The 23,196-nt window shown below is 35.5% G+C and carries 15 protein-coding genes and 1 tRNA gene; 12 read left to right on the top strand and 4 right to left on the bottom strand.

From position 1 onward, the window contains the following. Positions 1 to 7: 7 nt before the first annotated feature. From argB to AQ616_RS10885, 4 genes are read left to right on the top strand one after another with little or no spacing between them, the layout of a single operon-like run. Positions 8 to 805 carry an acetylglutamate kinase gene (argB, locus tag AQ616_RS10870; protein WP_017796216.1) on the top strand — a complete coding sequence of 266 codons (798 nt, stop codon included), beginning with the start codon at positions 8 to 10 and terminating at the stop codon, positions 803 to 805. Then, positions 798 to 1,997 carry an acetylornithine transaminase gene (locus AQ616_RS10875; protein WP_017796217.1) on the top strand — a complete coding sequence of 400 codons (1,200 nt, stop codon included), beginning with the start codon at positions 798 to 800 and terminating at the stop codon, positions 1,995 to 1,997. Before argB ends, AQ616_RS10875 begins: the two co-directional genes overlap by 8 nt. Further along, positions 1,990 to 3,078 (top strand): carbamoyl phosphate synthase small subunit, encoded by a 1,089-nt coding sequence (locus AQ616_RS10880; protein WP_069685780.1) that lies wholly within the window; start codon positions 1,990 to 1,992, stop codon positions 3,076 to 3,078. The genes AQ616_RS10875 and AQ616_RS10880 overlap by 8 nt, the downstream gene beginning before the upstream one ends. Continuing rightward, a complete protein-coding gene (locus AQ616_RS10885) occupies positions 3,065 to 6,292 on the top strand; it encodes a carbamoyl phosphate synthase large subunit (RefSeq protein ID WP_069685781.1) in 3,228 nt (1,075 codons plus the stop codon). The genes AQ616_RS10880 and AQ616_RS10885 overlap by 14 nt, the downstream gene beginning before the upstream one ends. 233 nt (positions 6,293 to 6,525) lie before the next feature. On the opposite strand, the gene AQ616_RS10890 is transcribed toward AQ616_RS10885, so the two are convergent. The 3 genes from AQ616_RS10890 to dat form a co-directional block, all read right to left on the bottom strand. Next, positions 6,526 to 8,529, bottom strand: coding sequence for a S9 family peptidase (locus AQ616_RS10890; RefSeq protein WP_069685782.1), 2,004 nt, complete (start codon positions 8,527 to 8,529; stop codon positions 6,526 to 6,528). 64 nt (positions 8,530 to 8,593) lie between these two features. Next, positions 8,594 to 9,112 (bottom strand): DNA topology modulation protein, encoded by a 519-nt coding sequence (locus AQ616_RS10895; RefSeq protein WP_017796221.1) that lies wholly within the window; start codon positions 9,110 to 9,112, stop codon positions 8,594 to 8,596. A gap of 225 nt (positions 9,113 to 9,337) precedes the next feature. Then, complete coding sequence (dat, locus tag AQ616_RS10900) at positions 9,338 to 10,204, bottom strand: D-amino-acid transaminase (RefSeq protein ID WP_017796222.1); 867 nt, start codon at positions 10,202 to 10,204, stop codon at positions 9,338 to 9,340. Between the two features lie 284 nt (positions 10,205 to 10,488). On the opposite strand from dat, the gene AQ616_RS10905 reads away from it, so the two are divergent. The 8 genes from AQ616_RS10905 (at position 10,489) to AQ616_RS10940 (ending at position 21,417) form a co-directional block, all read left to right on the top strand. After that, positions 10,489 to 10,562 (top strand) — tRNA-Gly (locus AQ616_RS10905). 138 nt (positions 10,563 to 10,700) lie between these two features. After that, entirely contained in the window at positions 10,701 to 12,404 is a 1,704-nt protein-coding gene (locus tag AQ616_RS10910; protein ID WP_017796223.1) for an ABC-ATPase domain-containing protein, read from the top strand. A gap of 15 nt (positions 12,405 to 12,419) precedes the next feature. Continuing rightward, positions 12,420 to 13,556 (top strand): tRNA epoxyqueuosine(34) reductase QueG, encoded by a 1,137-nt coding sequence (gene queG / locus AQ616_RS10915; protein ID WP_069685783.1) that lies wholly within the window; start codon positions 12,420 to 12,422, stop codon positions 13,554 to 13,556. 189 nt (positions 13,557 to 13,745) lie between these two features. Next, on the top strand, positions 13,746 to 14,603 hold the full coding sequence (locus AQ616_RS10920; RefSeq protein WP_017796225.1) for an amidase domain-containing protein: 858 nt from the start codon (positions 13,746 to 13,748) through the stop codon (positions 14,601 to 14,603). 43 nt (positions 14,604 to 14,646) lie between these two features. Then, the gene (locus AQ616_RS10925) at positions 14,647 to 15,120 is read left to right on the top strand and encodes a tRNA (cytidine(34)-2'-O)-methyltransferase (RefSeq protein WP_017796226.1); all 474 of its coding nucleotides are present in this window, start codon (positions 14,647 to 14,649) and stop codon (positions 15,118 to 15,120) included. 639 nt (positions 15,121 to 15,759) lie between these two features. After that, the gene (locus AQ616_RS10930) at positions 15,760 to 18,621 is read left to right on the top strand and encodes a 2-oxoglutarate dehydrogenase E1 component (RefSeq protein ID WP_069685784.1); all 2,862 of its coding nucleotides are present in this window, start codon (positions 15,760 to 15,762) and stop codon (positions 18,619 to 18,621) included. Beyond that, complete coding sequence (gene odhB / locus AQ616_RS10935) at positions 18,608 to 19,879, top strand: 2-oxoglutarate dehydrogenase complex dihydrolipoyllysine-residue succinyltransferase (protein WP_069685785.1); 1,272 nt, start codon at positions 18,608 to 18,610, stop codon at positions 19,877 to 19,879. Before AQ616_RS10930 ends, odhB begins: the two co-directional genes overlap by 14 nt. Before the next feature lie 350 nt (positions 19,880 to 20,229). Further along, on the top strand, positions 20,230 to 21,417 hold the full coding sequence (locus AQ616_RS10940) for a NupC/NupG family nucleoside CNT transporter (RefSeq protein ID WP_069685786.1): 1,188 nt from the start codon (positions 20,230 to 20,232) through the stop codon (positions 21,415 to 21,417). 342 nt (positions 21,418 to 21,759) lie between these two features. Here AQ616_RS10940 and AQ616_RS10945 read toward each other — a convergent pair whose 3' ends face one another. After that, positions 21,760 to 23,103 carry an MATE family efflux transporter gene (locus AQ616_RS10945; RefSeq protein ID WP_017796230.1) on the bottom strand — a complete coding sequence of 448 codons (1,344 nt, stop codon included), beginning with the start codon at positions 23,101 to 23,103 and terminating at the stop codon, positions 21,760 to 21,762. Positions 23,104 to 23,196 lie beyond the last annotated feature (93 nt).

The raw sequence follows: 23,196 nt of genomic DNA on the forward strand, positions 1-23,196 counted from the left end.
TGAAAAAATGATTACTATTGTGTTTAAAGTGGGAGGCAGTGTTTTAAATCAACTTTCTCCTAAGTTTTATCAAATGTTAGTACGGCTAAAAGAAACAGAAACTTGTAATCCAATTATTGTTCACGGAGGCGGACCTGAAATTAATGAAGCCCTAAGTAAGATGAATATAGAAACCGAGTTTGTTGATGGGTTACGGGTAACTACAGAGGAAGTTCTCAATATTGCTGAAATGGTGATGAGTGGAACAATAAATAAACGTATTGTTGCTAGTATCCAGTCCATTGGTGGAAATGCACTTGGTTTAAGCGGAGTAGATGGAAAACTATTACAAGCTAGACAGATACATAATGGAAAACTTGGTTTGGTTGGTGAAATTATTGAAGTTAATACAGAATGGTTATCGATCATTATGAATAGTGGAGGCATTCCAGTTATTTCTCCAATTGCGATTGGTGAGGATGGCAGGCGTTATAATGTGAACGGTGATATGGCTGCCGGAAAGGTTGCTGAAGCTTTTCAATCCAAGTTAATACTAGTTAGTAATATTCCTGGAGTCATAGAATCGGTTAATGGAGAAGAAATGATTCATCATCATCTAACAAAACAACAAGTAGAAAGCAAAATAGATTCAGGAGTCATTTATGGCGGTATGATCCCAAAAGTTCGTTCTGCCTTAGCAAGTCTTAAAAGTGGTGTCGCTGAATCAGTTATTTTAAATGGATTAAATCCAGATGATATAAAGAATTATTTAGAAGGAAAAGCAGTTGGAACAGTTTTAACAGAAAGAGAGGTAGAACATGTCTAGTAAAACAGAGATTTCATCAGCAGTAATGCAAACGTATAATCGTTTTCCAATAACTGCAACTAAAGGGAAAGATAGCTTTCTATGGGATGAAAGTGGAAAAAAATACTTAGATTATACATCTGGGATAGCAACATGTAATTTAGGGCATGTACCCGATAATGTTCAACAAGCGATATCAGTTCAATTAGAAGAATTATGGCATTGCTCTAATTTATATCATATTCCTAGTCAAGAAAAATTAGCTTCGATGTTGACTGAATATAGCTGCTTAGACCAAGTATTCTTTTGTAACAGTGGAGCGGAAGCGAATGAAGCTGCGATAAAAATAGCAAAGAAGTATGCTAAAGATAAAGGGTATCATGATCGTATTGAAATTGTTACTTTCGAACAGTCCTTTCATGGACGTACCGGATCAACAATGGCAGCTACCGCACAAGAAAAGATACATCAAGGATTTACTCCGTTAACAAAGGGGTTTCGTTATCTGCCATTTAATAATAAAGGGTCATTGTCTGAGATAGATAATGGAAAAACATCTGCAGTGTTATTAGAAGTTATCCAAGGTGAAGGTGGAATTCATATTGCAGATAAAGATTGGTTAAAACAATTATCTGCTATTTGTAAGGATGCTGATATTTTGCTAATCATTGATGAAATACAGACGGGGATAGGGCGTACGGGGAGTTTATTTGCATATGAACCATACGGTATAGAACCAGATGTTATTACGGTAGCGAAAGGTTTGGGATCTGGGTTTCCAATTGGTGCAATGCTAGCGAAACAACATGTAGCGGCATCATTTTCACCTGGTACACATGGAAGTACATTTGGAGGAAATCCAATAGCTGCTACAGCTGGTACTGCAACTTTAAAAGAAATTATAAAGGACGGTTTTTTAAAAAATTGTAACGAAGTTCAAGATGAATTGTTTACTCAATTAAAACTAATAAAAGAAATCTCTCCATTGATTAAAGATATTCGTGGTAAAGGTTATTTAATTGGAATAGAAGTTACGAATCAGGCTAGTACCTGGATTGAAAAACTTCGCGACAAACAAATCCTTGTGCTACCAGCTGGTGAAAAAGTAGTACGTATATTACCTCCATTAACGACAACCAAAGAGGAACTACAAATGTGTATACAAGCGTTGAAAGAAGTAGCATTAGAACTGGAGGAAGTTACAAATGGATAAAGGTTTTTTAGTATTAGAAACCGGAGATGTATTTGAAGGAATTTTAATTGGAGATAAAAAAGCAATCGAAGGTGAACTTGTCTTTAACACTGGTATGACGGGATATCAAGAAATGTTGACAGATCCTTCCTATAAAGGTCAAATTCTTACGTTCTGTTATCCAATTATTGGGAATTATGGGATTAATGATATAGATGATGAGAGTAAAGAAATCGCTGTTTCTGCTGTTATTGCTAGTGATATATGTGATGAACCTAGTCACTATCAATTAACAAAGTCGTTTTCAGATCAATTAGAGCAAGCTGGTATTCCGGGTTTGTTTGAAATTGACACACGTCAACTTGTAATGATTATTCGTGAACACGGTTCTTTGCGAGCAAAAATAGTGAAAGACGAAAGTCAAACGAAAAATGTAACATGGCAAACGCGTAGTTTACTATCATTAGTTAATAGTGTTTCTGTAAAACAATTAGAAAACTATGGTACTGGTGAAATTCATATTGCAATTCTGGATTTCGGATATAAAAAATCAATTCGAAATGCGCTACTTCAACAGGGATGCAAAGTGACGGTTGTTCCTTATCAAACTTCACTTAATCAAATAAAAGAATTAAACCCTGATGGTATTGTTCTTAGTAATGGGCCAGGAGATCCAATGGATTTACAAGCATATTTTCCAGTCATCAAACAATTAACAAAAGACTATCCAACACTTGGGATTTGCCTAGGACACCAATTAATAGCATTGGCTTATGGGGCAATGACCAAAAAAATGCATTTTGGCCATCGAGGCGGTAATCATCCAGTGAAAGATTTATTTACTGGAAAGGTCTGGGTAACAGCTCAAAATCACGGATATGTAGTAGAAGAAAATACCATCGATTATACACAGTTCGATGTATTATTTAAGAATGTAAATGATTGTTCCGTAGAAGGTCTGAAACATTGTCACTATCCAGTTACAAGTGTTCAATTTCACCCGGAGGCACATCCGGGACCAAGTGATACCAATTATATTTTTGAAGATTTCTTAGATGAAGTGAGAGAAAAGAAAGGAGCATTGACGCATGCCAAAGCGTAAAGACATAAACAAGGTACTCGTAATCGGATCGGGTCCAATCATCATCGGGCAGGCGGCGGAGTTCGACTATGCAGGAACACAAGCATGTCTTGCTTTAAAAGAAGAAGGTATCGAAGTTGTTCTTGTTAATAATAACCCAGCTACCATCATGACAGATGAACAAATTGCAGATAACGTATATTTAGAACCTTTAAATAAAGACACGTTAGTAAAAATTATTGAAAAAGAAAAACCAGATGGGTTAATAGGCACTTTAGGAGGGCAAACCGGGCTTAATTTATCTATTGAACTATTTGAAGCAGGTATTTTAGAAAAATATGAAGTGGAATTATTAGGTACCAGTGTTGATTCCATTCAAAAAGGGGAAGATCGAGAAAAGTTTCGAGAATTGATGATTGAAATAAATGAACCAATTTCGGAATCAAAAATTGTTACGAATATTGAAGAAGGAATTCGATTTATTGACCAGATAGGATTTCCCGTCATTCTTCGTCCTGCTTATACGTTAGGTGGAGAAGGAGGAGGCTTTGCCCATAATGAAGCTGAATTTGAAGAGTTATTAAATAGAGGTTTAGGGTTAAGTCCAATTCATCAAGTGTTGGTTGAAAAAAGTATTAAAGGTTGGAAAGAAGTAGAATACGAAGTAATGCGAGATGCAAATGATACATGTATTATCGTTTGTAATATGGAAAATATGGATGCTGTTGGTATACATACAGGTGATTCCATTGTTGTCGCTCCTTCTCAAACCTTAACAGATCATCAATACCAGATGTTACGTTCAGCTTCGGTAAAGGTTATTCGTGCATTAAATGTGGTTGGAGGATGTAATATACAGTTTGCTTTAAATCCGGATTCTAATGAGTATTGTATTATCGAGGTAAACCCAAGAGTTAGTCGTTCTTCAGCTCTTGCATCTAAAGCTACGGGGTATCCAATTGCTTCTATGGCAGCAAAGTGCGCAATTGGATTAAATTTGGATGAAATGAAAAATCCGGTAACTCGTTCAACGTATGCATCATTTGAACCTGCATTGGATTATATTGTCGTTAAGCTACCACGTTTTCCTTTTGATAAATTTTCTGAAGCTGATCGTACACTAGGAACACAAATGAAAGCGACTGGTGAAGTAATGGCAATGGATCGAACATTTGAAGGTGCTCTGAACAAAGCAGTTCGATCGTTAGAATTAAACGTATCCAGTTTAGATTGGCCGAAGATGGATGAACGAGACGATCGGGAATTGTTCAATTTAATTGAAACCCCCAACGATCTCCGTCTTTTTGCGTTAGCAGAAGCTCTGAAAAGAGGGATATCCGCTGAAACGTTGCATCAACAGACATTTATTGATCATTGGTTTTTAGTAAAAATACAACATATTCTTCACACAGAAAAAGAGTTGTCGAATTACACGTTAGCTTCACTTCCTGTTCAGTTGTTCAAAAAAGCGAAAAGATACAATATAAGTGATGTTCAAATTGCAAAATTACTACAAACCACGAGTAAAAAGGTAAGAGATTTTGCTAAAGAAACCGGAGTACATCCTGTATATAAATTGGTTGACACTTGTGCGGGAGAATTTGATGCGATAACTCCATATTATTATTCCACTTGGCATGGGGAGGATGAAGTACAGGTCAATCTTGATACCAAAAAAATATTAGTAGTTGGTTCTGGTCCTATTCGTATTGGCCAAGGAGTCGAGTTTGATTATTGTTCCGTGCACGCAGTACAGGCGCTTCAAAAAGCTGGGTATGAAACGATTATGATAAATAATAATCCGGAGACAGTTAGTACTGATTATTCCATTGCAGATAAGTTGTATTTTGAACCATTGGCATTGGAAGACGTACTTCAGGTTATCGAAAAGGAAAATGTTGATGGTGTTATGTTACAGTTTGGAGGACAAACCGCTATTAATTTGGCAAAAGAATTAGAGGAGGAAGGAATTCCATTATTAGGAACAAAACCTACAGAAATTGATCAGATGGAAGATAGAGAACAATTTTATCAATTTCTAAATCAATTAGGGATTCCACATATTAAAGGAGAAGTAGTACACAACCAAAATGAAGTTATAGCGACAGTAAAAGATTTAGGTTTCCCTGTATTGATTCGTCCTTCTTATGTAATTGGCGGACAATCCATGTACATTTGTTACAATGAGAAAGACTTACTATCCTATGTATCTAAAATTCAAGAAGATACACATGATCGTTGTTGGCCATTATTAATAGATGCCTATTTACCAGGTATGGAATATGATGTAGATGTTATTAGTGACGGTGAAAATATTGTTATTCCAGGAATCGTGGAACATATAGAGAAAGCAGGAGTACATTCAGGAGATAGCATTGGTGTGTTTCCGCCGAGATTACTCACATCTGAACAACAAGGAAGAATGATAGAAATTGCAAAACAAATTGCAGTAGAGTTACCTTTAGTAGGAATAATGAATATCCAATTTGTTATATATCATCAAACAATTTATGTGCTGGAAGTAAATCCAAGAGCTTCTAGAACAGTTCCTGTTATTAGTAAAGTAACAGGGGTTCCAATGATAGAATGGGCGGTTCATTCCCAACTAGGGTATCCATTAACGGATTTTGTCTCAGAAGTAGGATTATTACCAGTCCCTAATTATTATACTGTCAAAGCACCAGTATTTTCTTCGAGTAAGTTGAAAGGTGTCGATCAAATTCTTGGGCCAGAAATGAAGTCAACTGGTGAATTGATCGGAATGAGTACATCTTTTGAAGATGCTATCAAGAAAGCAATCATACCAGTTAACTTTAATGACAAAGGTAAGCTAGATGTATTTCTATCCGTTAGTGATCTTTGGAAAGAAGATAGCATCGCATTTATTAATAAGTATAGTCAGGTTTTCTCCCGCCTTTCAGCAACAGAAGGGACATCTAAATATTTACAGGGAAAAGGTTTTTCAATAAAAGCTATATCAAAAGATATTGGAATAATAGAAGCTTATTTTAATAGATATCAACCAGATGTTGTTATTAATATTCCAAATCAAGGAAGAGATAAGACTCGATTAGGGTATTTATTACGAGAGATTTGTAATAGATATCAAATTCCTTACTTTACTAGTTTTGAGACTGCTCAGACAGTTTTAGGAAGTATGAAGTCAACTGAACAAGAAGTGCGGTCATTACAATCATATACAGCTTCTTTAAAAGAAGTAATGACTTCAAAATAATTAAGAAGTGTGTTCTAGGGTAAGCACGGCTTAACTAACAGGGACAGACGAAAAGTATGTCAATGAAGAATAGAGTTTGTACCCTGGAAGGCAGGTGAGCTCCCGGAATACTTAGTATCCGAAAGCTCACCTGCCTTCCTCCAAATAAAGTCTACTATATTTTTAAAGTATTTCGTTGTTCGAATTTTGGGTACTACTTTTGCTATGTCCTAACCCGATTGGATATCAACTTTTTACAAGTATTGATCAAACCATCTACCAATTTGTTCTAATCTTTTTATACGCATAGATGGATCTCCACTTCTGCTTAACTCATGATTCGCTCCTGGAAAACGAATAAACTCTACTTCTTTCTTCAAGTGTTTCAACGTAATGTATAATTGTTCACCTTGCTCAATTGGACAACGAAAATCTAGCTCACCATGAAGAATAAGTAACGGTGTTTTGACATTCGCTGCATACTTAAGAGGGGATATATCCCAAAGTTTTTCCGGATCATCTAAGAGATTTAATCCATGTTCCCATTTTGTAAAGAAATATCCAATGTCACTAACTCCGTAAAAACTAAGCCAGTTTGAAATGGAACGCTGAGTAACAGCTGCTTTAAATCGATTTGTATGCCCAACAATCCAGTTTGTCATAAACCCACCATAGCTCCCGCCAGTGACTCCAAGTCGATCTTTGTCAATAAAGGAATATTTATCCAGACAATAATCTACTGCTTCCATTAAGTCTTGGAAATCCCCTTGTCCATAATTTTCTCTGACGCCATTAACGAACTGTTGACCATAGCCGTGACTACCCCGAGGATTTGTATAAACAACAACATAACCTTTTGCAGCTAATAATTGTAATTCATGGAAAAATGAATTTCCATACATAGCATGAGGTCCACCATGAACTTCTAATATAAACGGATATTTTTTCCCATCTTCAAAGCTATATGGTCGCAATAACCAACCTTGGATTGCAAGTCCATCCGATGATGTAAAGGAAATTTCCTCTGGTTTTTCTACATGAATTTCTTCTAATAATGATTTATTAACATTTGTTAGTAATGAAAGTTCACGATTACTGTTTAATTCATAAAAATTTCCTGGGTCAATTGGGGAGCTAATTCCTAAAATAAATGATTCTTCATCAGGATGATAGGTGAAACCAAATACATGATTATCTTCTCCGTAAATTTTTTCAAGATTGCCGTCAAGATCTGTCTGATAAAGAGAGGTAGAACCTTGGTCGGATCCTAGGAAATAAATTGATTTACCATCTTTTGACCAGATCGGGCCATTTTCTGACTCTCCTAATCTAGAATCTGTAACCATCGCATCACCTAATTGAATATCCCACTGATTTGTAATTTCCTTCCTTTTTTTTGAAGATAGTTCAAATAAATAGAGTTTCGTTAACGTTGCTCCGGCATAATCAAAATCATGACCAAGTGTTATAATTTGTGAACTATCGCTTGAAAAACGGGAATTATAATAATTGCTATTTCCATCTGTTAATAATGTAAATTCATGTGTATGTAGGTTTAATAAAAATAAATCGGAAATTAATTCTGAATCTGCTTCTTCATTCCAATTACTAGAAAAAACTAGTTTCTTACCATCTGCAGATATATCATGTAAGGAATGGTCAGTTGGTTTTGTGGTCCATTGTTTGAATTTTTTCGTAGGTAGGTGGTATTCAATAATTTGTATATTAGAGTCGTCATGGAACCCTTTTGCATCTGATTTGTATTTTAGACGATTAACAACAAGCGGTTTATTTTGTTTGTCTTTTTTAATTTGTTGCTTTTCTTCACAGGTATGTTCCTTTTGGGTATGGATGTCATCATCGATGTTTAATGGCGCAGAAAAGAAGATAGATGTACCATCTGGAGACCATTTTGGTGAAAATGCTCCTTTTTGAAAAAATGTAATCTGTTTCGGTTCACCGCCATCTAAATCAACTAGCCATAGTTGTGTTGTGCCTGACCTTGTGGATTGAAACACTGCCTGAGTATTATTCGGGTTACTTCGAAAATTGGTATTGGAATGCTTTCCGTATGTCCATTGTTTCGTCTGGTTAGTCGAAATATCTTTACTGTACACATGTGTTTCGTATTCACTATCTTCATTTACCTTTGTTGAAACATATGTAAAGCGGTTGTTCGAAGCAGTGTATGTAGGCCCACTCACAATTTCTAACCGTTTTAAGTCAGTCTCGTTGATTGCACGTTTTGTTAAATTCATGTATATCCTCCTAAATTTTACAAAAAATCAAAAACTTGTTATTATTTTAAACTAATTAGAGGGTCTAATCAATTGAAATATCTTTAATTTGATGAAAAAAATGTCTAAGTTGTTTCGGGTTTTTAAAAATATAAATTTGTTTTTCTTTAACAGAATCTAATTTCTCTAGAATAGTTGGAGATTGAACTTTATTAAACTTTAAAACATAATGTACAAACTCCCAATCTATTTTTTCTTTACAATCTTTTCCCATATCTGGTCGAGTTTGTCCATGATACTGAATCCTTCTCTTTATAATTCTGTATAAGCACCGAGTGGTACTATAATGGAGAAAAATAATCGTGTCAGCATATTTCAAACGTGTATTCATTGTTACGCCGTAATTTCCGTCAATTATCCAGGCAGGCTTTTTCATAATATCTTTTTGTTTTTCTATAAATTTATTTCGTTCAATCGGTTTCCACCCTGGTCCCCAAAAAAAGGAATCTAAATGATATACGGGAAGGTTTTTATGACTACCAAGTTGCGTTGCCAACGTTGACTTCCCAGAGCCAGGACAACCTATTATCATAATTTTTGTCATTTATACTTTCCTTTCTTAATGATAAGAAGATTAAGAAAATTCTACAGGTGAAAAAACGAGGTGAGGTAAAAGTGTTATCTAAAAGAAAAGTTTTAAATGAACTAGAAATAAAGATAAACGATAATCTCCAAGGATTGACGACGAGTTAATTATCAACCTCGAGAAATTGATCCTTTTAGTTAAACTTTAAATTTCCTAACCTCGTTTTTGGATGTTTATATAAGGTTACACAGATAATTTATCTTGTATAGCTGCATCTGATTCATATGCATGTTGTAATTGTTTAGTGATTGTACCTGGCTTACCATCACCAATAGCTTTATCATCCACACGTACAATCGGAGTAACCTCAGAAGTACTACTTGATAAGAATATTTCATCTGCATTAGAGATGTCCTCTAGTTGAAATGCATCTTCAATAAGTTCAATATCTGCATCCTTTAAGAATCTTTCCACTGCCATGCGTACACAACCGTAGAGTATATTGTTTGTCGTTGGGTGAGTATATACTTTCCCGTTTTTAACTAAATACACATTGGATGAGCTGCATTCAGTTACTTTCCCATCTCTGTGGAGAATAGCTTCATAACAACCTTGTTCTTTAGCTGTTTGTTTTGCTAAAACATTAGGGAGTAAGTTTAAACTTTTAATATAGCAATTTTCCCAACGAATATCAGGTTGAGTAATCGTAGACACTCCATGTTGTAAAGCTTCTTTATTTCTTGGCATATCCTGTATATAGGCATACATATTTGGTTCTACAGATTGAGGGAAGATATGATCGCGAGGAGCAGACCCTCTAGTGATTTGCATATATACTTTTCCATCTGTAGTCATTTCATTTTTTGTAATTAATTGAAGCAATAATTCTTTCATTTCTTTTTTACTTTGTGGTATTTCAATTTTAATTGCCTCAGCTGAACGATATAATCGGTCAACGTGTTCTTCGAATAGATAGTATTTTCCCTCATATACACGGATAACTTCATAAATACCATCTCCGAACTGCAAACCACGTTCCTCAAATGGGTAGTTTAAGCTATCCTTATCTCTAAATTCAGATTGAGTTAAAATAATTGGATATACAGACATTAAATAAGCTCCTCTCTTCAAGCATAATTCTAGTTTATAACTTGCTATATCATATGTAAATAACTAATTATCTTATAATTATCTTTATAAATGAATCAATTTAAAAATTGATTTAAACAGAGCAAGCTTCGGCATTTTAGACAAAAATATTATTGAAGTTTATTTATATAACGTAAATTATATATAAATTTTGTAAAAAAATGATGAAATTATGGTTGATTTGTTAAATTAACATTGCTATAATGTAACTTGTCAGCAAAAAAGTTACATTATATTTACTTAATGCGGGTGTAGTTTAATGGTAAAACCTCAGCCTTCCAAGCTGATGACGAGGGTTCGATTCCCTTCACCCGCTCCATACATATGTCATAACGCAGTGTTTCGTACATAGGGTCTACGAAGCGTTGCGTTTTTTAATGTTATAAAGTAGAATCCTTGAAATAATAATAATTTGCATAGTATTCTTGTGTAAAATAACTATGTTGGGGGCGAACTAATGGAACAACTACAAGAGAAATTAACTCAGATAGATCGAAGAGGATATAAAAGTTATAAACAAATACAGGGAATGTATACACATCCATCGTTCAAACTCTATATTGACTATGTCCAAGGAGACCCATTTGCAAGTCCATCAAAAATTAGGTTAATAGTTGATCATAATAAGCGATCGATTGAACCATCATGGTTAGAAACAGAAGAAAGAAAAACTGCAGTAGAAGATACGTTTGCAAGAGTGATCGACCAAGCAATTAGTGAAAATAAGATTTCAATAAAAGGTTCGGGAAAAAGTGGATTGATTGTTTTCGATGGACCTGGACAAGAAATATTAAAACGGTCAGCAGTTTCGCTACAAGAACATTTTATAACTATTTGTTTATCGGTTGGTTTACCTGCGCAGGGCAGGTCTATTAACGGAAGACAAGCAATCAAACTCTTTAGCGAGGTATTACCGAATCTTTTAAATGAATCCGTATTTAAAGTGAAAAATGAACAAATAGAAAAAGCAATTATTTTAGCTGATCAGCAGTCTCATATTTTGAACGTAATGAAAGAAAATAAATGGGTATCTTTTGTTGCTAACGGCTCCATACTGCCACGTAGGAGTGGAGTGAGTAATCTACCACAACAACAAGCCGTACCTTTTCAGAGTCCAAAAGAAAATGAAGTAGAAATCGACTTACCCCATGGGAAAACAATAAAAGGAATGGCAACCCGCCAGGGAGTTACATTAATAACAGGCGGCGGTTATCACGGTAAAAGTACATTGTTACAAGCGATTGAGCGAGGGGTATATCGGCATACCGCTGGAGACGGACGAGAATTTGTATTAACCGATCCCACTGCGGTGAAGATAAGAGCAGAAGATGGAAGAAGAATTTCTGCAGTAGATATATCACCGTTCATTTCAAACTTGCCACATGGTAAAGATACGAGTAATTTCTCCACAGATGATGCGAGTGGAAGTACTTCACAAGCGGCAAATGTAATGGAAGCATTGGAAGTGGGAGCAAAGACGTTATTAATTGATGAAGATACAAGTGCAACGAATTTTATGATTAGGGATATCCGTATGCAAAAGTTAGTTGCTAAAAATAAAGAACCAATAACTCCATTTATTCACCGTATTCGTCAACTAGTCGATGAATTAGGAGTATCCGTGATTTTAGTGACGGGTGGATCAGGTGATTACTTTTCTGTTGCGGACAATGTCATTTTGATGGAAGAGTATATTCCAAGACAAGTAACTCGTGAGGCCAAAAAAATCATAAGTGAAAATCCGATTGAAAATGAGAAAGTTCCCTCAACTGAATATGGAAAACATACAAAACGTAAGTTATTACAGTCTTCATTTCCTAAACAAAGTGATAAGAGATTTAAGATCCAAGCAAAAGGTCAATATCAAATTATGTTAGGGAAATCACCTATTCTATTTTCAAATACGGAACAACTTATTGATTCCTCACAAACAAGAATGATAGCAGAAATTATACAATATTTGTATCGAACGAATGTTATGGAAAGCCGCTCGTTTACAGATGTTTTGGATATTATTGAGAATGAAATGAATAAAGGTTTAGATCAACTTACATTAAATAGAGGAAAACATCCAGGTGATTTGGCAAAACCTCGCCGGTATGAAATTGCGGCTGTATTAAATCGTATGCGTACTGGCAAGTTTGTACTAAATCATATTTAGAAAGGAGGGGGCGTCTTGCAAGTAGCTCAATTAAAAGAAGATATTCAATCTTATGCGAAGGAAATTGGGATTGATAAGATCGGTTTTACGACCGCCGATGTTTTTACAGAATTAAAAGAACGGTTACGCAGACAACAGGAACTACATTACCAATCTGGTTTTGAAAAAGGCTCTATAGAAGAAAGGACCGAGCCTAAAAGGTTATTACCAGAAGCAAAATCAATTATCTCTATAGCAGTAGCGTATCCACAAAAAATGCATGATGCCCCCAGAAGTACCAAAGGAGAGAGACGTGGTATTTTCGCAAGGGCTTCATGGGGGATTGATTATCATGTAGCCTTACGTGAACGTTTAAATAAATTGTCAGAATATATCCAAGCAAAATACCCTGATGCGGTGAACAAAATTATGGTTGATACAGGAGAGCTATCTGATCGAGCAGTTGCAGAACGTGCTGGTATAGGATTTAGTGGGAAAAATACGTCGATTATTACTCCTGAGTTTGGTTCATTTGTTTACTTAGGGGAAATGATTACGAATATTCCATTTATACCTGATAGTCCAGTGGAAGAAAGCTGTGGAGATTGTACTATCTGTATGGATGCCTGTCCAACAGGAGCATTAGTTCAGGGAGGACAATTAAATGCACAAAGATGCATTGCATTTTTAACACAGACCAAAGATTTCTTACCAGATGAGTTCCGTTCAAAAATTGGTAATCGTCTATATGGTTGTGACACTTGTCAACAAGTATGTCCGTATAATAGAGGCATAGATTCTCATTTTCATCAGGAATTAGAACCTGAACCAGAGTCTGCAAAACCAAAGTTAAAACCAATGCTACATTTGTCCAATAAAGAGTTTAAAGAGAAATTTGGTTATATGTCTGGATCTTGGCGCGGTAAAAAACCTTTACAACGAAATGCGCTGATTGCAATTGGCCACTACAAAGATAAAAGTGCAATTGATGATCTGATTAAAGTGATGAATAATGACCCAAGGCCAGTTATACGAGGAACTGCAGCATGGTCATTAGGGAAAATTGGTTCTCAACAAGCATATGACGCGATTGAAACAGCTATGAAAAAAGAAACTGACAGTCAAGTTCTTTTTGAGATGGAGAAAGGTCTATCTTTTCAAAAGCAAACATAAAGTGAAACTTTATTAGCGAGGATTCGTTCTTCGCTTAAGTAAAGAACAAAAACGGGTATTTACGAAATAGGAATTCGATAAGTCTTACAGGTATGAAGTAGTAGATTACTGCCACTTACAAACCGGTTAAATATTTTCTCGTAAAATAGATCCTCTTCACATACATTGTTATGGGAGGGGTGTTTTTTTATGGAAAGTATAAAAGAATATTGGAGTACGTTGTTCTCAGAAAGGCATTCCGATGATGAGTGGTGGCAAAAGAAACTGGATTTGCTAGAAAAAAGAAATGCAACTATTGTAAAAATAACCGGTGATGGAAAGGTGACACGAAAACTTCATTATGATGATCGCTCAAACTATGAATATGTGATGCATTTACAATTTTTAATAAAACAAAATGAACGATTTATGTTGGAAGAACAAGTATTACCTTTTTCGTATAGTCTCCTAGATAAAACAATAGTCAACCACCACAAACGTGATACTGCTGTTGAAAAAATCCCAGATGATTATTCACTATGGAATTCAAGTAATAAGTCACAAAGAATTGACACCAGTCGATTTGAATATAATCGTCTTGAGGCTGTGAAATATGCAGAACGATGGTGGAATAGTTATAATCCGGCTTACAGAACATTTGAAGTAGATTGTACAAACTATATTTCACAATGTTTATATGCTGGTGGGGCACCTACTTGGGGGGAACCTGTACGAGAGCGAGGATGGTGGTACAGCGGGAATTCTTGGAGTTTCAGTTGGTCGGTTGCACATTCAATGCGTTGGTACTTAAGTGGTTCTCAAAAAGGATTAAAAGGGAAAGAAGTCGAGAGTCCTGAAGAATTATTTCCTGGTGATGTCATTTGTTATGATTTTGAAGGTGATAATCGTTGGAATCATACAACTATTGTTGTGACAAAAGATGAATATGGGATGCCATTAGTAAATGCACATACGGATAATAGTCGTCATCGGTATTGGTCGTATGAAGACTCGACGGCATATACACCAGATATTCAGTACAAATTTTTTCGGATTGGTGAAAATTAGTGTATAATATATAAGGTTACTATAGAAGAAGGAGAAATGAGTTTTGAGTGTGCATGTTGTTTTATTTGAACCAGAAATCCCAGCTAATACGGGAAATATAGGAAGAACATGTCTTGCAACAGGGGTTACACTCCACTTGATCCACCCACTTGGCTTCTCTACAGATAGTAAAATGGTACGAAGAGCTGGATTGGATTATTGGGAGCATGTAGATGTTCAAGAATATCAATCAATAGAAGAACTTTATGAAACATATCCAGATGCAAAATTTTACTATATTGAGAACTTTGGAACCAAACATTATACTGACTTTGATTTTAGTGATTCGAACATAGATCAATTCTTTGTTTTTGGAAAAGAGTCTACAGGTATACCAAAAGAATTGCTAGTCGGGAAAGAAGATCAATGTCTGCGTATTCATATGAATAATAAAGTTCGTTCCCTTAATTTATCAAATACCTCTGCTATTATTATTTATGAAGTATTAAGACAACAAGGATTTCCAAATTTATATTAATAAAATAAACCCTGCTTCGTAATGAAGAGGGTTTTTTGTTCGTAATGAAAGAGGTTGGAACAATAGTATTTACTCAAAAATCACTCCGAATGACCGCTTCTTCACTTATCCAGCGGTACTGGTGATCCTAAGGCTGCTTATGCAGCTTGAGTCCCGCCTAGGCCACCTCTCGCGGGAAGCTGAGTAAATTTATTGCACTTCTTCCAGCTGTCATCCGCCTTTTGACTAAAATTTTGTTATTTCCAACCTCGAATAGCATTAATATTGATCTTCTTTTGGTACCCCTGATTTTGCTTCGTATCCTGAAGTGAACATAGAAACAACGAATGTTACAATAACTCCCATTAATAGAGCAAGTTTCATTATTATTTCCTCCCTTGTAGACGTACTTTCTAGGCATATTTCTCACTAGTATGCTCTTATTATAACGAAAAAAATCAAGATTGTGAACTGGGCACTTTGAATGAATGTCGTTATTTCAGAAAAAATAATGTCGATAAATTGTTCAAAAGATTTCCTGAATTGTTGTATCCTCCGTAAAAATCATGTATATTAGTTGATGAATAGAGAAACGAACTCTATAATGGTTTTGAACCGTTTTCATAACGGATAAGTTAACTTCTAATGGGGGTATCAGTCGTGGCAGAAAATGCAGAATCTGCAGAAAGATTTTGGGGGCAGTTTCACGGACAAAACACGGGGTATTTGGAACAACAATTTGAGTTGTATAAAGAAGATCCGGAATTAGTTGAATCTTCTATCAGAACAATATTTGATACACATGGCGCTCCATCTTGGCTTACTTCTACCGAGAATGTAAAATCTGTATCCAATACATCTGATTTTGATGTAACCAACTTAACCTCAGCAATCAGACTTGTTGAGGCTATTCGTCGTTATGGACACACAGATGCAGATATATATCCAGTTGGTGGATATAAGGGTGATCGTTCTAAGATGCTGGATTTATCAACATATAATTTAACAGAACAAGATCTAGAGAAAATTCCTGCATCTTGGATTTGGGAGAATCAAGCTCCTGGAGTAGAGACAGCTTTGGATGTAGTAAACCAGTTAAGAAAGTATTATACTGGGACGATTACATTTGAATATGACCATGTTAATAATGATGAAGAACGTAAATGGTTATTTGATTTAATTGAAGAAGGAAATGCAAGACTAGATCCAAATGATGATGAAAGAAAAGAGATCCTTCAACGTTTAGCTGATGTGGAAGGGTTTGAAAAGTTTCTTCATAAAACCTTTGTCGGTCAAAAGCGATTTTCCATTGAGGGATTAGAATCAATGGTGCCAATGATCGATCATATCGTTCAATACGCAAATCAAGATAGCATTGAACATGTCATGATGGGAATGGCACATCGTGGAAGATTATCTGTATTAGCAAATGTTTTGGGTAAACCGTATGATAAGATTTTTTCTGAGTTTAATTACACGAAAGACAAAGAATTAATGCCATCAGAAGGCTCCAGAGCAATCAATTATGGATGGACTGGAGATGTTAAATATCATTATGGTGCAGAAAAAGCAGTTGAATATGGTAATAAAGGCCAAACAAGAATTACTTTAGCACATAATCCATCGCATCTTGAGTTTGTTAATCCCGTAGTAGAAGGATTTACTCGTGCTGCTCAAGATGATAGAAGTAAAAAAGGATATCCGAAGAAAGATTCCAATAAGGCTGTTGCTGTATTAATTCATGGAGATGCAGCATTTATTGGTGAGGGCGTCGTTGCAGAAACGCTGAACTTAAGTGGATTACCTGGATATTCTACTGGAGGAACTTTGCATATTATTGCAAATAACTTACTTGGGTATACGACAGACCGTGAAGATGGTAGATCAACAAGATATGCAAGTGATTTGGCGAAAGGATTTGAAATTCCTGTTATCCGAGTTAATGCGGATGATCCTATCTCTTGTATCTCAGCTATCAAAATAGCATATGAGTACCGTCAAAAGTTCAATAAAGATTTTCTAATAGACTTAGTTGGCTATCGTCGCTACGGACATAATGAAATGGATGAACCTCGTACAACGCAGCCAAGTCTTTATCAGCAGATTGATGACCACCCATCTGTTGCTACGTTGTTTGGAAAAGCAATGGAAGAAAAAGGTATTCTTCAAGAGGGTGGATTTGAAGAAGTAAAAAGTGCTGTTGAGAAAAAACTGACTGACATTTATAAAGGGATGACAGAAAGTGAAATTGGAGAACCAGAAGCGAAGCTAATGCCACAAGTATTAACCAATGGCCTAGACCAATTTACGACAGCTATTGATTTAGCTACTTTAAAATCGATTAATGAAGAATTACTTGAACGTCCGGAAGGCTTTAAAGGCTTCAAGAAGACAGAGCGAATCCTACAGCGCAGAAAAGATTCGTTGGAAGAAGGTAATAAAGCGGATTGGGGTACAGGTGAAGCTTTAGCTTTTGCGTCCATTTTAAAAGATGGAACACCAATTCGTTTAACAGGCCAGGATACCGAGCGTGGTACATTTGCACATCGTCATATAGTATTACATGATGTAGAAACTGGGGAGAAATACAGTCCCTTACATGGATTATCGGATGTTCATGCATCTTTTGATGTACGTAACAGTCCTTTATCTGAAGCTGGAGTCTTAGGTTTTGAATATGGGTATAGCGTACAATCACCAAACACACTTGTTATTTGGGAAGCTCAATTTGGTGATTTCGCGAATGCAGGGCAGGTTATTTTTGACCAATTTATTTCTTCTGCTCGTGCAAAATGGGGCGAGAAATCAAATATGGTTTTACTTCTACCTCATGGTTATGAAGGGCAAGGTCCCGAACACTCTAGTGCAAGATTAGAACGTTTCTTACAAATGGCAGCTGAAAATAACTGGATAGTAGCAAATGTGACTTCATCTGCACAACTATTTCATATTCTTAGACGCCAAGCAGCAATGCGAGATCGTGATGAAGCTAGACCATTAGTATTAATGACACCTAAAAGTAGTCTCATTCGTCATCCGCGTATGGCGGCAACTGCCGAGGAATTTACAGATAGTGGGTTCCTGCCATTGCGTGATCAACCGGGATTTGAAGTGGATCGAGATAAAGTAACGCGTCTTGTCGTTGGTAGTGGAAAAATGATGATCGATATAGAAGAAGCGATGGATGATTCAGATGAAACATATGATTGGTTACAAATAAAAAGAGTGGAACAAATTTATCCATTCCCAAAAAAAGCATTGGAAGAGGAAATAAAGCAGCTTCCAAACTTAAAAGAGATTGTGTGGGTACAAGAGGAGCCGAAAAACATGGGTGCATGGAATTTTGTTGATGATTATCTGCGAGAATTATTGAACGGAGATCAGAAACTTAAAGTCATAAGTAGACCAGACCGTTCCGCTCCAGCTGGAGGTATTCCGACTGTACACAAAACGGCTCAAAATAAAATTATTAAACAAGCATTGAATCAATCTGAAGGAGGAAAGTCCAGTGCAGGAAATTAAAATCCCAGAATTAGCAGAATCCATTACAGAAGGTACGATAGCAGAATGGCTTGTCAAAAAAGGTGACAAAGTTGAAAAAGGTGACCCAGTAGTAGAATTAGAAACGGATAAAGTAAATGTAGAAGTAAATGCAGAATTTTCCGGAGTTATCACTGAAATCATTAGTGAAGAAGGTGATGATGTAACTGTTGGAGACACCATAGCTAAACTAGATGAAAATGGTGAAGCTGGTTCAAGTTCAGATGAATCAGAATCAACGCCTAAAGAAGAGCCTAAACAGGAAGAAAAACAAGAAGATAAACAGAAAGCAACTGAAACAGAATCTTCTAAGGAAGTGGAAACTACATCTGATAATAATGGAGAAGTGATTGCATCTCCTGCAGCTAGAAAACGAGCTCGTGAATTAAATATTGATTTAAGTAGTGTTCAATCACGAGATCCATTAGGACGTGTACGCACAGAAGATGTAGAAGCGCAAGCACAAGCGAATAAACGATCAACGGATAAGAAGCAAGAGAAAAAAGAAGCTCCAAAATCGGAGAAAACTGAATTTGATAAACCGGTAGAACGTGTAAAAATGACTCGTCGCCGTCAAACAATCGCAAAAAATCTTGTAGAAGTACAGCATAATACGGCAATGCTTACTACTTTTAACGAAGTAGATATGACAGCGGTTATGGAATTACGAAAACAACGTAAAGATAAATTCTTAGACAAAAATGGCGTTAAGTTAGGATTCATGTCCTTCTTTACAAAAGCGGTTGTAGGGGCTTTAAAGGAATTCCCATTATTAAATGCTGAAATTCAGGGAAATGAATTAGTCATTAAGAAATTCTATGACATCGGTATTGCTGTCTCCACGGATGATGGACTTGTAGTGCCAGTAGTCAGAGATGCAGACCGTAAAGATTTTGCTGGGATTGAGCAAGATATTAACGATTTAGGCACAAAAGCACGAGATAATAAATTGGCGTTAAAAGACTTGCAAGGTGGATCCTTTACAATTACAAATGGTGGGACATTTGGTTCAATGATGTCTACACCAATTTTAAATGCCCCTCAAGTAGGTATTTTAGGAATGCACAATATAGTAAAACGTGCAATGGTAATGCCAGATGATTCTATTGAAGTTCGTCCAATGATGTATTTAGCTCTATCTTATGATCACCGTATTGTTGATGGTAAGGAAGCTGTGCAATTTCTTGTTCGAATTAAGCAAATGTTAGAAGACCCGTATGATCTTTTACTTGAAGGCTAAAAATAGATACTAGTTAAATAGAAAAACAGGGTTTTAGATATGACCCTGTTTTTTTTTTTTTTTTTTGCATACTAGACTGTCATACTTTTGATAAATTTTATTATTAAATTCATTAATATTTGTTGAAATTAGTCGGCAGAACGAATATTATAGTACTTGCTGGGTACATTATTGACATGATATGAATAAATTCTTTTTAATAAAAGATTATAAAAACGTTATCATTTTTGAAAATTAAGAACTTAAAAATGGTAATATATTTTTTAAATGTTTAACTTGTCATACGTCATACATGTTGATAGATAGTTATAATGGTATTTATACCTAAAAATGAATAAAGGAGGCTAACCGTGAGTATACTTCTCGGTATATTAGCAATTATTATTACATTGGGACTTGCCTACCTCATGTCGAATAAGAAGAAAAAGGTAAACTTTAAAGGCATAGGAATAATGTTGGTTCTTCAGTTACTAATTACGTGGTTTATGTTTTCAACCACCATTGGTGCTTCTATAATAAATAGTATATCAGCTGTATTTAATAAGTTGATTGAATTTGGTACAGAAGGGGTGAATTTTGTACTTGGAGGATTCGAAGTTGCGGAAGGTGGAGTATTCTTCTTCAACGTATTATTACTTATTATATTCTTTGCAACATTACTGTCTGTGTTAACGTATTTAAAAATACTACCGGCTATTATTAAGTATGTTGGAGCAGCAATCTCAAAAGTTACTGGATTACCACGAATTGAATCATTTAATGGCGTAAATAGTATATTTTTTGGGCAATCGGAAGCACTAATCGCAATTCGATCTCAATTCCATCATTTAAATGAAAATCGTCTTTATATTGTCAGTGCTTCAGCGATGGGGTCAGTATCTGCTTCCATTGTAGGTGCATATATTCAAATATTACCACCTGAATATATATTAGTCGCATTGCCTTTAAACATGTTTAGTGCGTTAATGATTGCATCAATTATTGCTCCTGTCGAAGTTCCAAAAGAAGAAGACAAAGTTGATATTACCGACGTAAGTCAGGATAAGAGTATTTTTGAAGCAATGGGAAATGGAGCTTTAGAAGGTGGAAAAATTGCATTAATCGTAGCTGCGATGTTAATTGCGTTTATTGCATCTCTAGAGCTTGTAAACTGGTTAATTCAGTTTGTTTTTGCTGGCGTCACTCTACAACAAATCTTAGGATATATTCTTGCTCCGATTGGAATTTTAATGGGGATAGCACCTAATGAAGTAATTGAGGCAGGATCTATTATGGGGACGAAGATTGTTACGAATGAATTTGTAGCAATGACACAATTCCAACCGTTATTAGATGGAATGTCCGAAAAAACAATTGGTATTGTTACCGTATTCCTAACAAGTTTTGCTAACTTCTCTTCCATTGGTATCATTGCTGGAACGGTTAAAGGAATTGATAGTAAAAAAGCTGTATCTGTATCTCAATTTGGAATGAAGCTTTTATTAGGATCAATACTAGCTTCCATCTTGTCAGCAACTGTTGTGGGATTGTTCTTGTAAAAAATCATTTTTATCTTAATACCTTATGATTAAATTAAGAGGTTAGGACAAAATTATTTAGTCAAAAGAAAACCCGAATGAATAGGATTTGAAAACCCGCTTCAGAAATATACTCCGCATTCCGTAGGCGGCTGGTGAGCCTCTGGATGCTCCGCATTCCGGGGTCTCACCGATGCCTCAATCCCACAGGACAAGGAAGACCTCGACAGCATTGCATCGCGCGCAGAAAATCGATTTTTGATTTTCAAGGAGTCTACGTATATTTCTTACACTTATTTAACTATCATTCGCCTTTTAACTAAAACTTTTATTATGTCCCAACCTCTTTGCATTTTTTAATATCTATACCGATCTTTTCTGAATAAATAACAGTCTGGCTAATAATGCAATAGCTCCTGCGCTCAGCCCAACAATAATACCAACCCAGTAACCAAAAGGTTCTAATGCAGTATAATTTGCTAATACATACCCTATTGGTAGCCCGATTATCCAGTAAGAGATTAAAGCGATAACTAATGTCATATTCACATCTTTATACCCGCGTAAAGCCCCTTGAATAGGTGCTCCTATAGCATCTGCTAACTGATAAAAGATAGCAAAAATAATAAACTGCTTCGTAAGTTCAATTACTTGTGGATCAGAATTATATAATTTGGCAACAATATCATCAAATGTATATAAAATTATACCTGCAAATATAGCAATTAATAATCCTCCAACAATCCCCATATACGTGTAACTTTTAGCATCTTGTAATCGTTTAGCACCAACTTCAAATCCGACTGCAATGGTCAATGCCATACCAACACTTAATGGCAACATATATAATAAACCAGCAAAGTTCATAGCAGCTTGGTGAGCGGCAATGGTATTTGTGTTATATTCACTCATCAACAGCGTAACAGCTGAGAAAATACTTGTCTCAAAGAATATGGCTAATCCAATTGGTAGCCCGATTTTTAGTTGGTCCCACCAGTAAGAAAGTGTAGGGGGTAATACTTTTTGAAATATTTTATAACTACGAAATGGGTAGACACGATGAATCATAAATATCGAAATCCCACTTATAATCCAATAAGTTAGGCTTGTTGCTATACCTGCACCAACTCCACCGAATGCTGGAATACCAAATTTACCAAATATTAATATATAATTTAAAATTACATTGATTGGTAATGATATAAGGATAATGATCATAGAAGAACGTGTTTGTCCTAGTCCATCCATAAAACTACGAATAGTATGAAATAAAAATAAAGGTACTATCCCAGACCCTAAAGTAATCAAGTAGTATTTAGCTATATGTTGTACTTCTTTTTCTAAACTCATCGCTTGTAAAATTGGATCTAATGCCAATCCACCAATTAATATAATAATTACGGATAATGCAATAGATAAATACATACCTTGTTGAATTACGTGTGGAATATCTTGCTTGTTTTTAGCTCCAATCAAATGTGCAATAATAGGGGTTATCGATAAGACAATTCCATTGATCCCAGTTAAGATTGGTACCCATAGGCTTGAACCAATTGCAACGCCCGCCAGGTCGCTGGCACTAAATTGTCCAGACATCATTGTGTCAAAGAAACTCATTAGATTTATACTTACTTGTGTGATTAATATTGGCAGTAAAATAATAATAAAAAGCTTGATTTTATCTCTTAATGTTGTTGTTTGGTACATATGCAATTCTTCTTCCTTTTTAATTTCCTTATTATTATAACGTAATTATATAGTGCATTGACTATTATACGCTGATATAATGTGTTGGGAAAG

Origin of the sequence: Oceanobacillus sp. E9 (assembly GCF_001741975.1) — a bacterium.
Classification (GTDB): Bacteria; Bacillota; Bacilli; order Bacillales; family Amphibacillaceae; genus Oceanobacillus; species Oceanobacillus kimchii.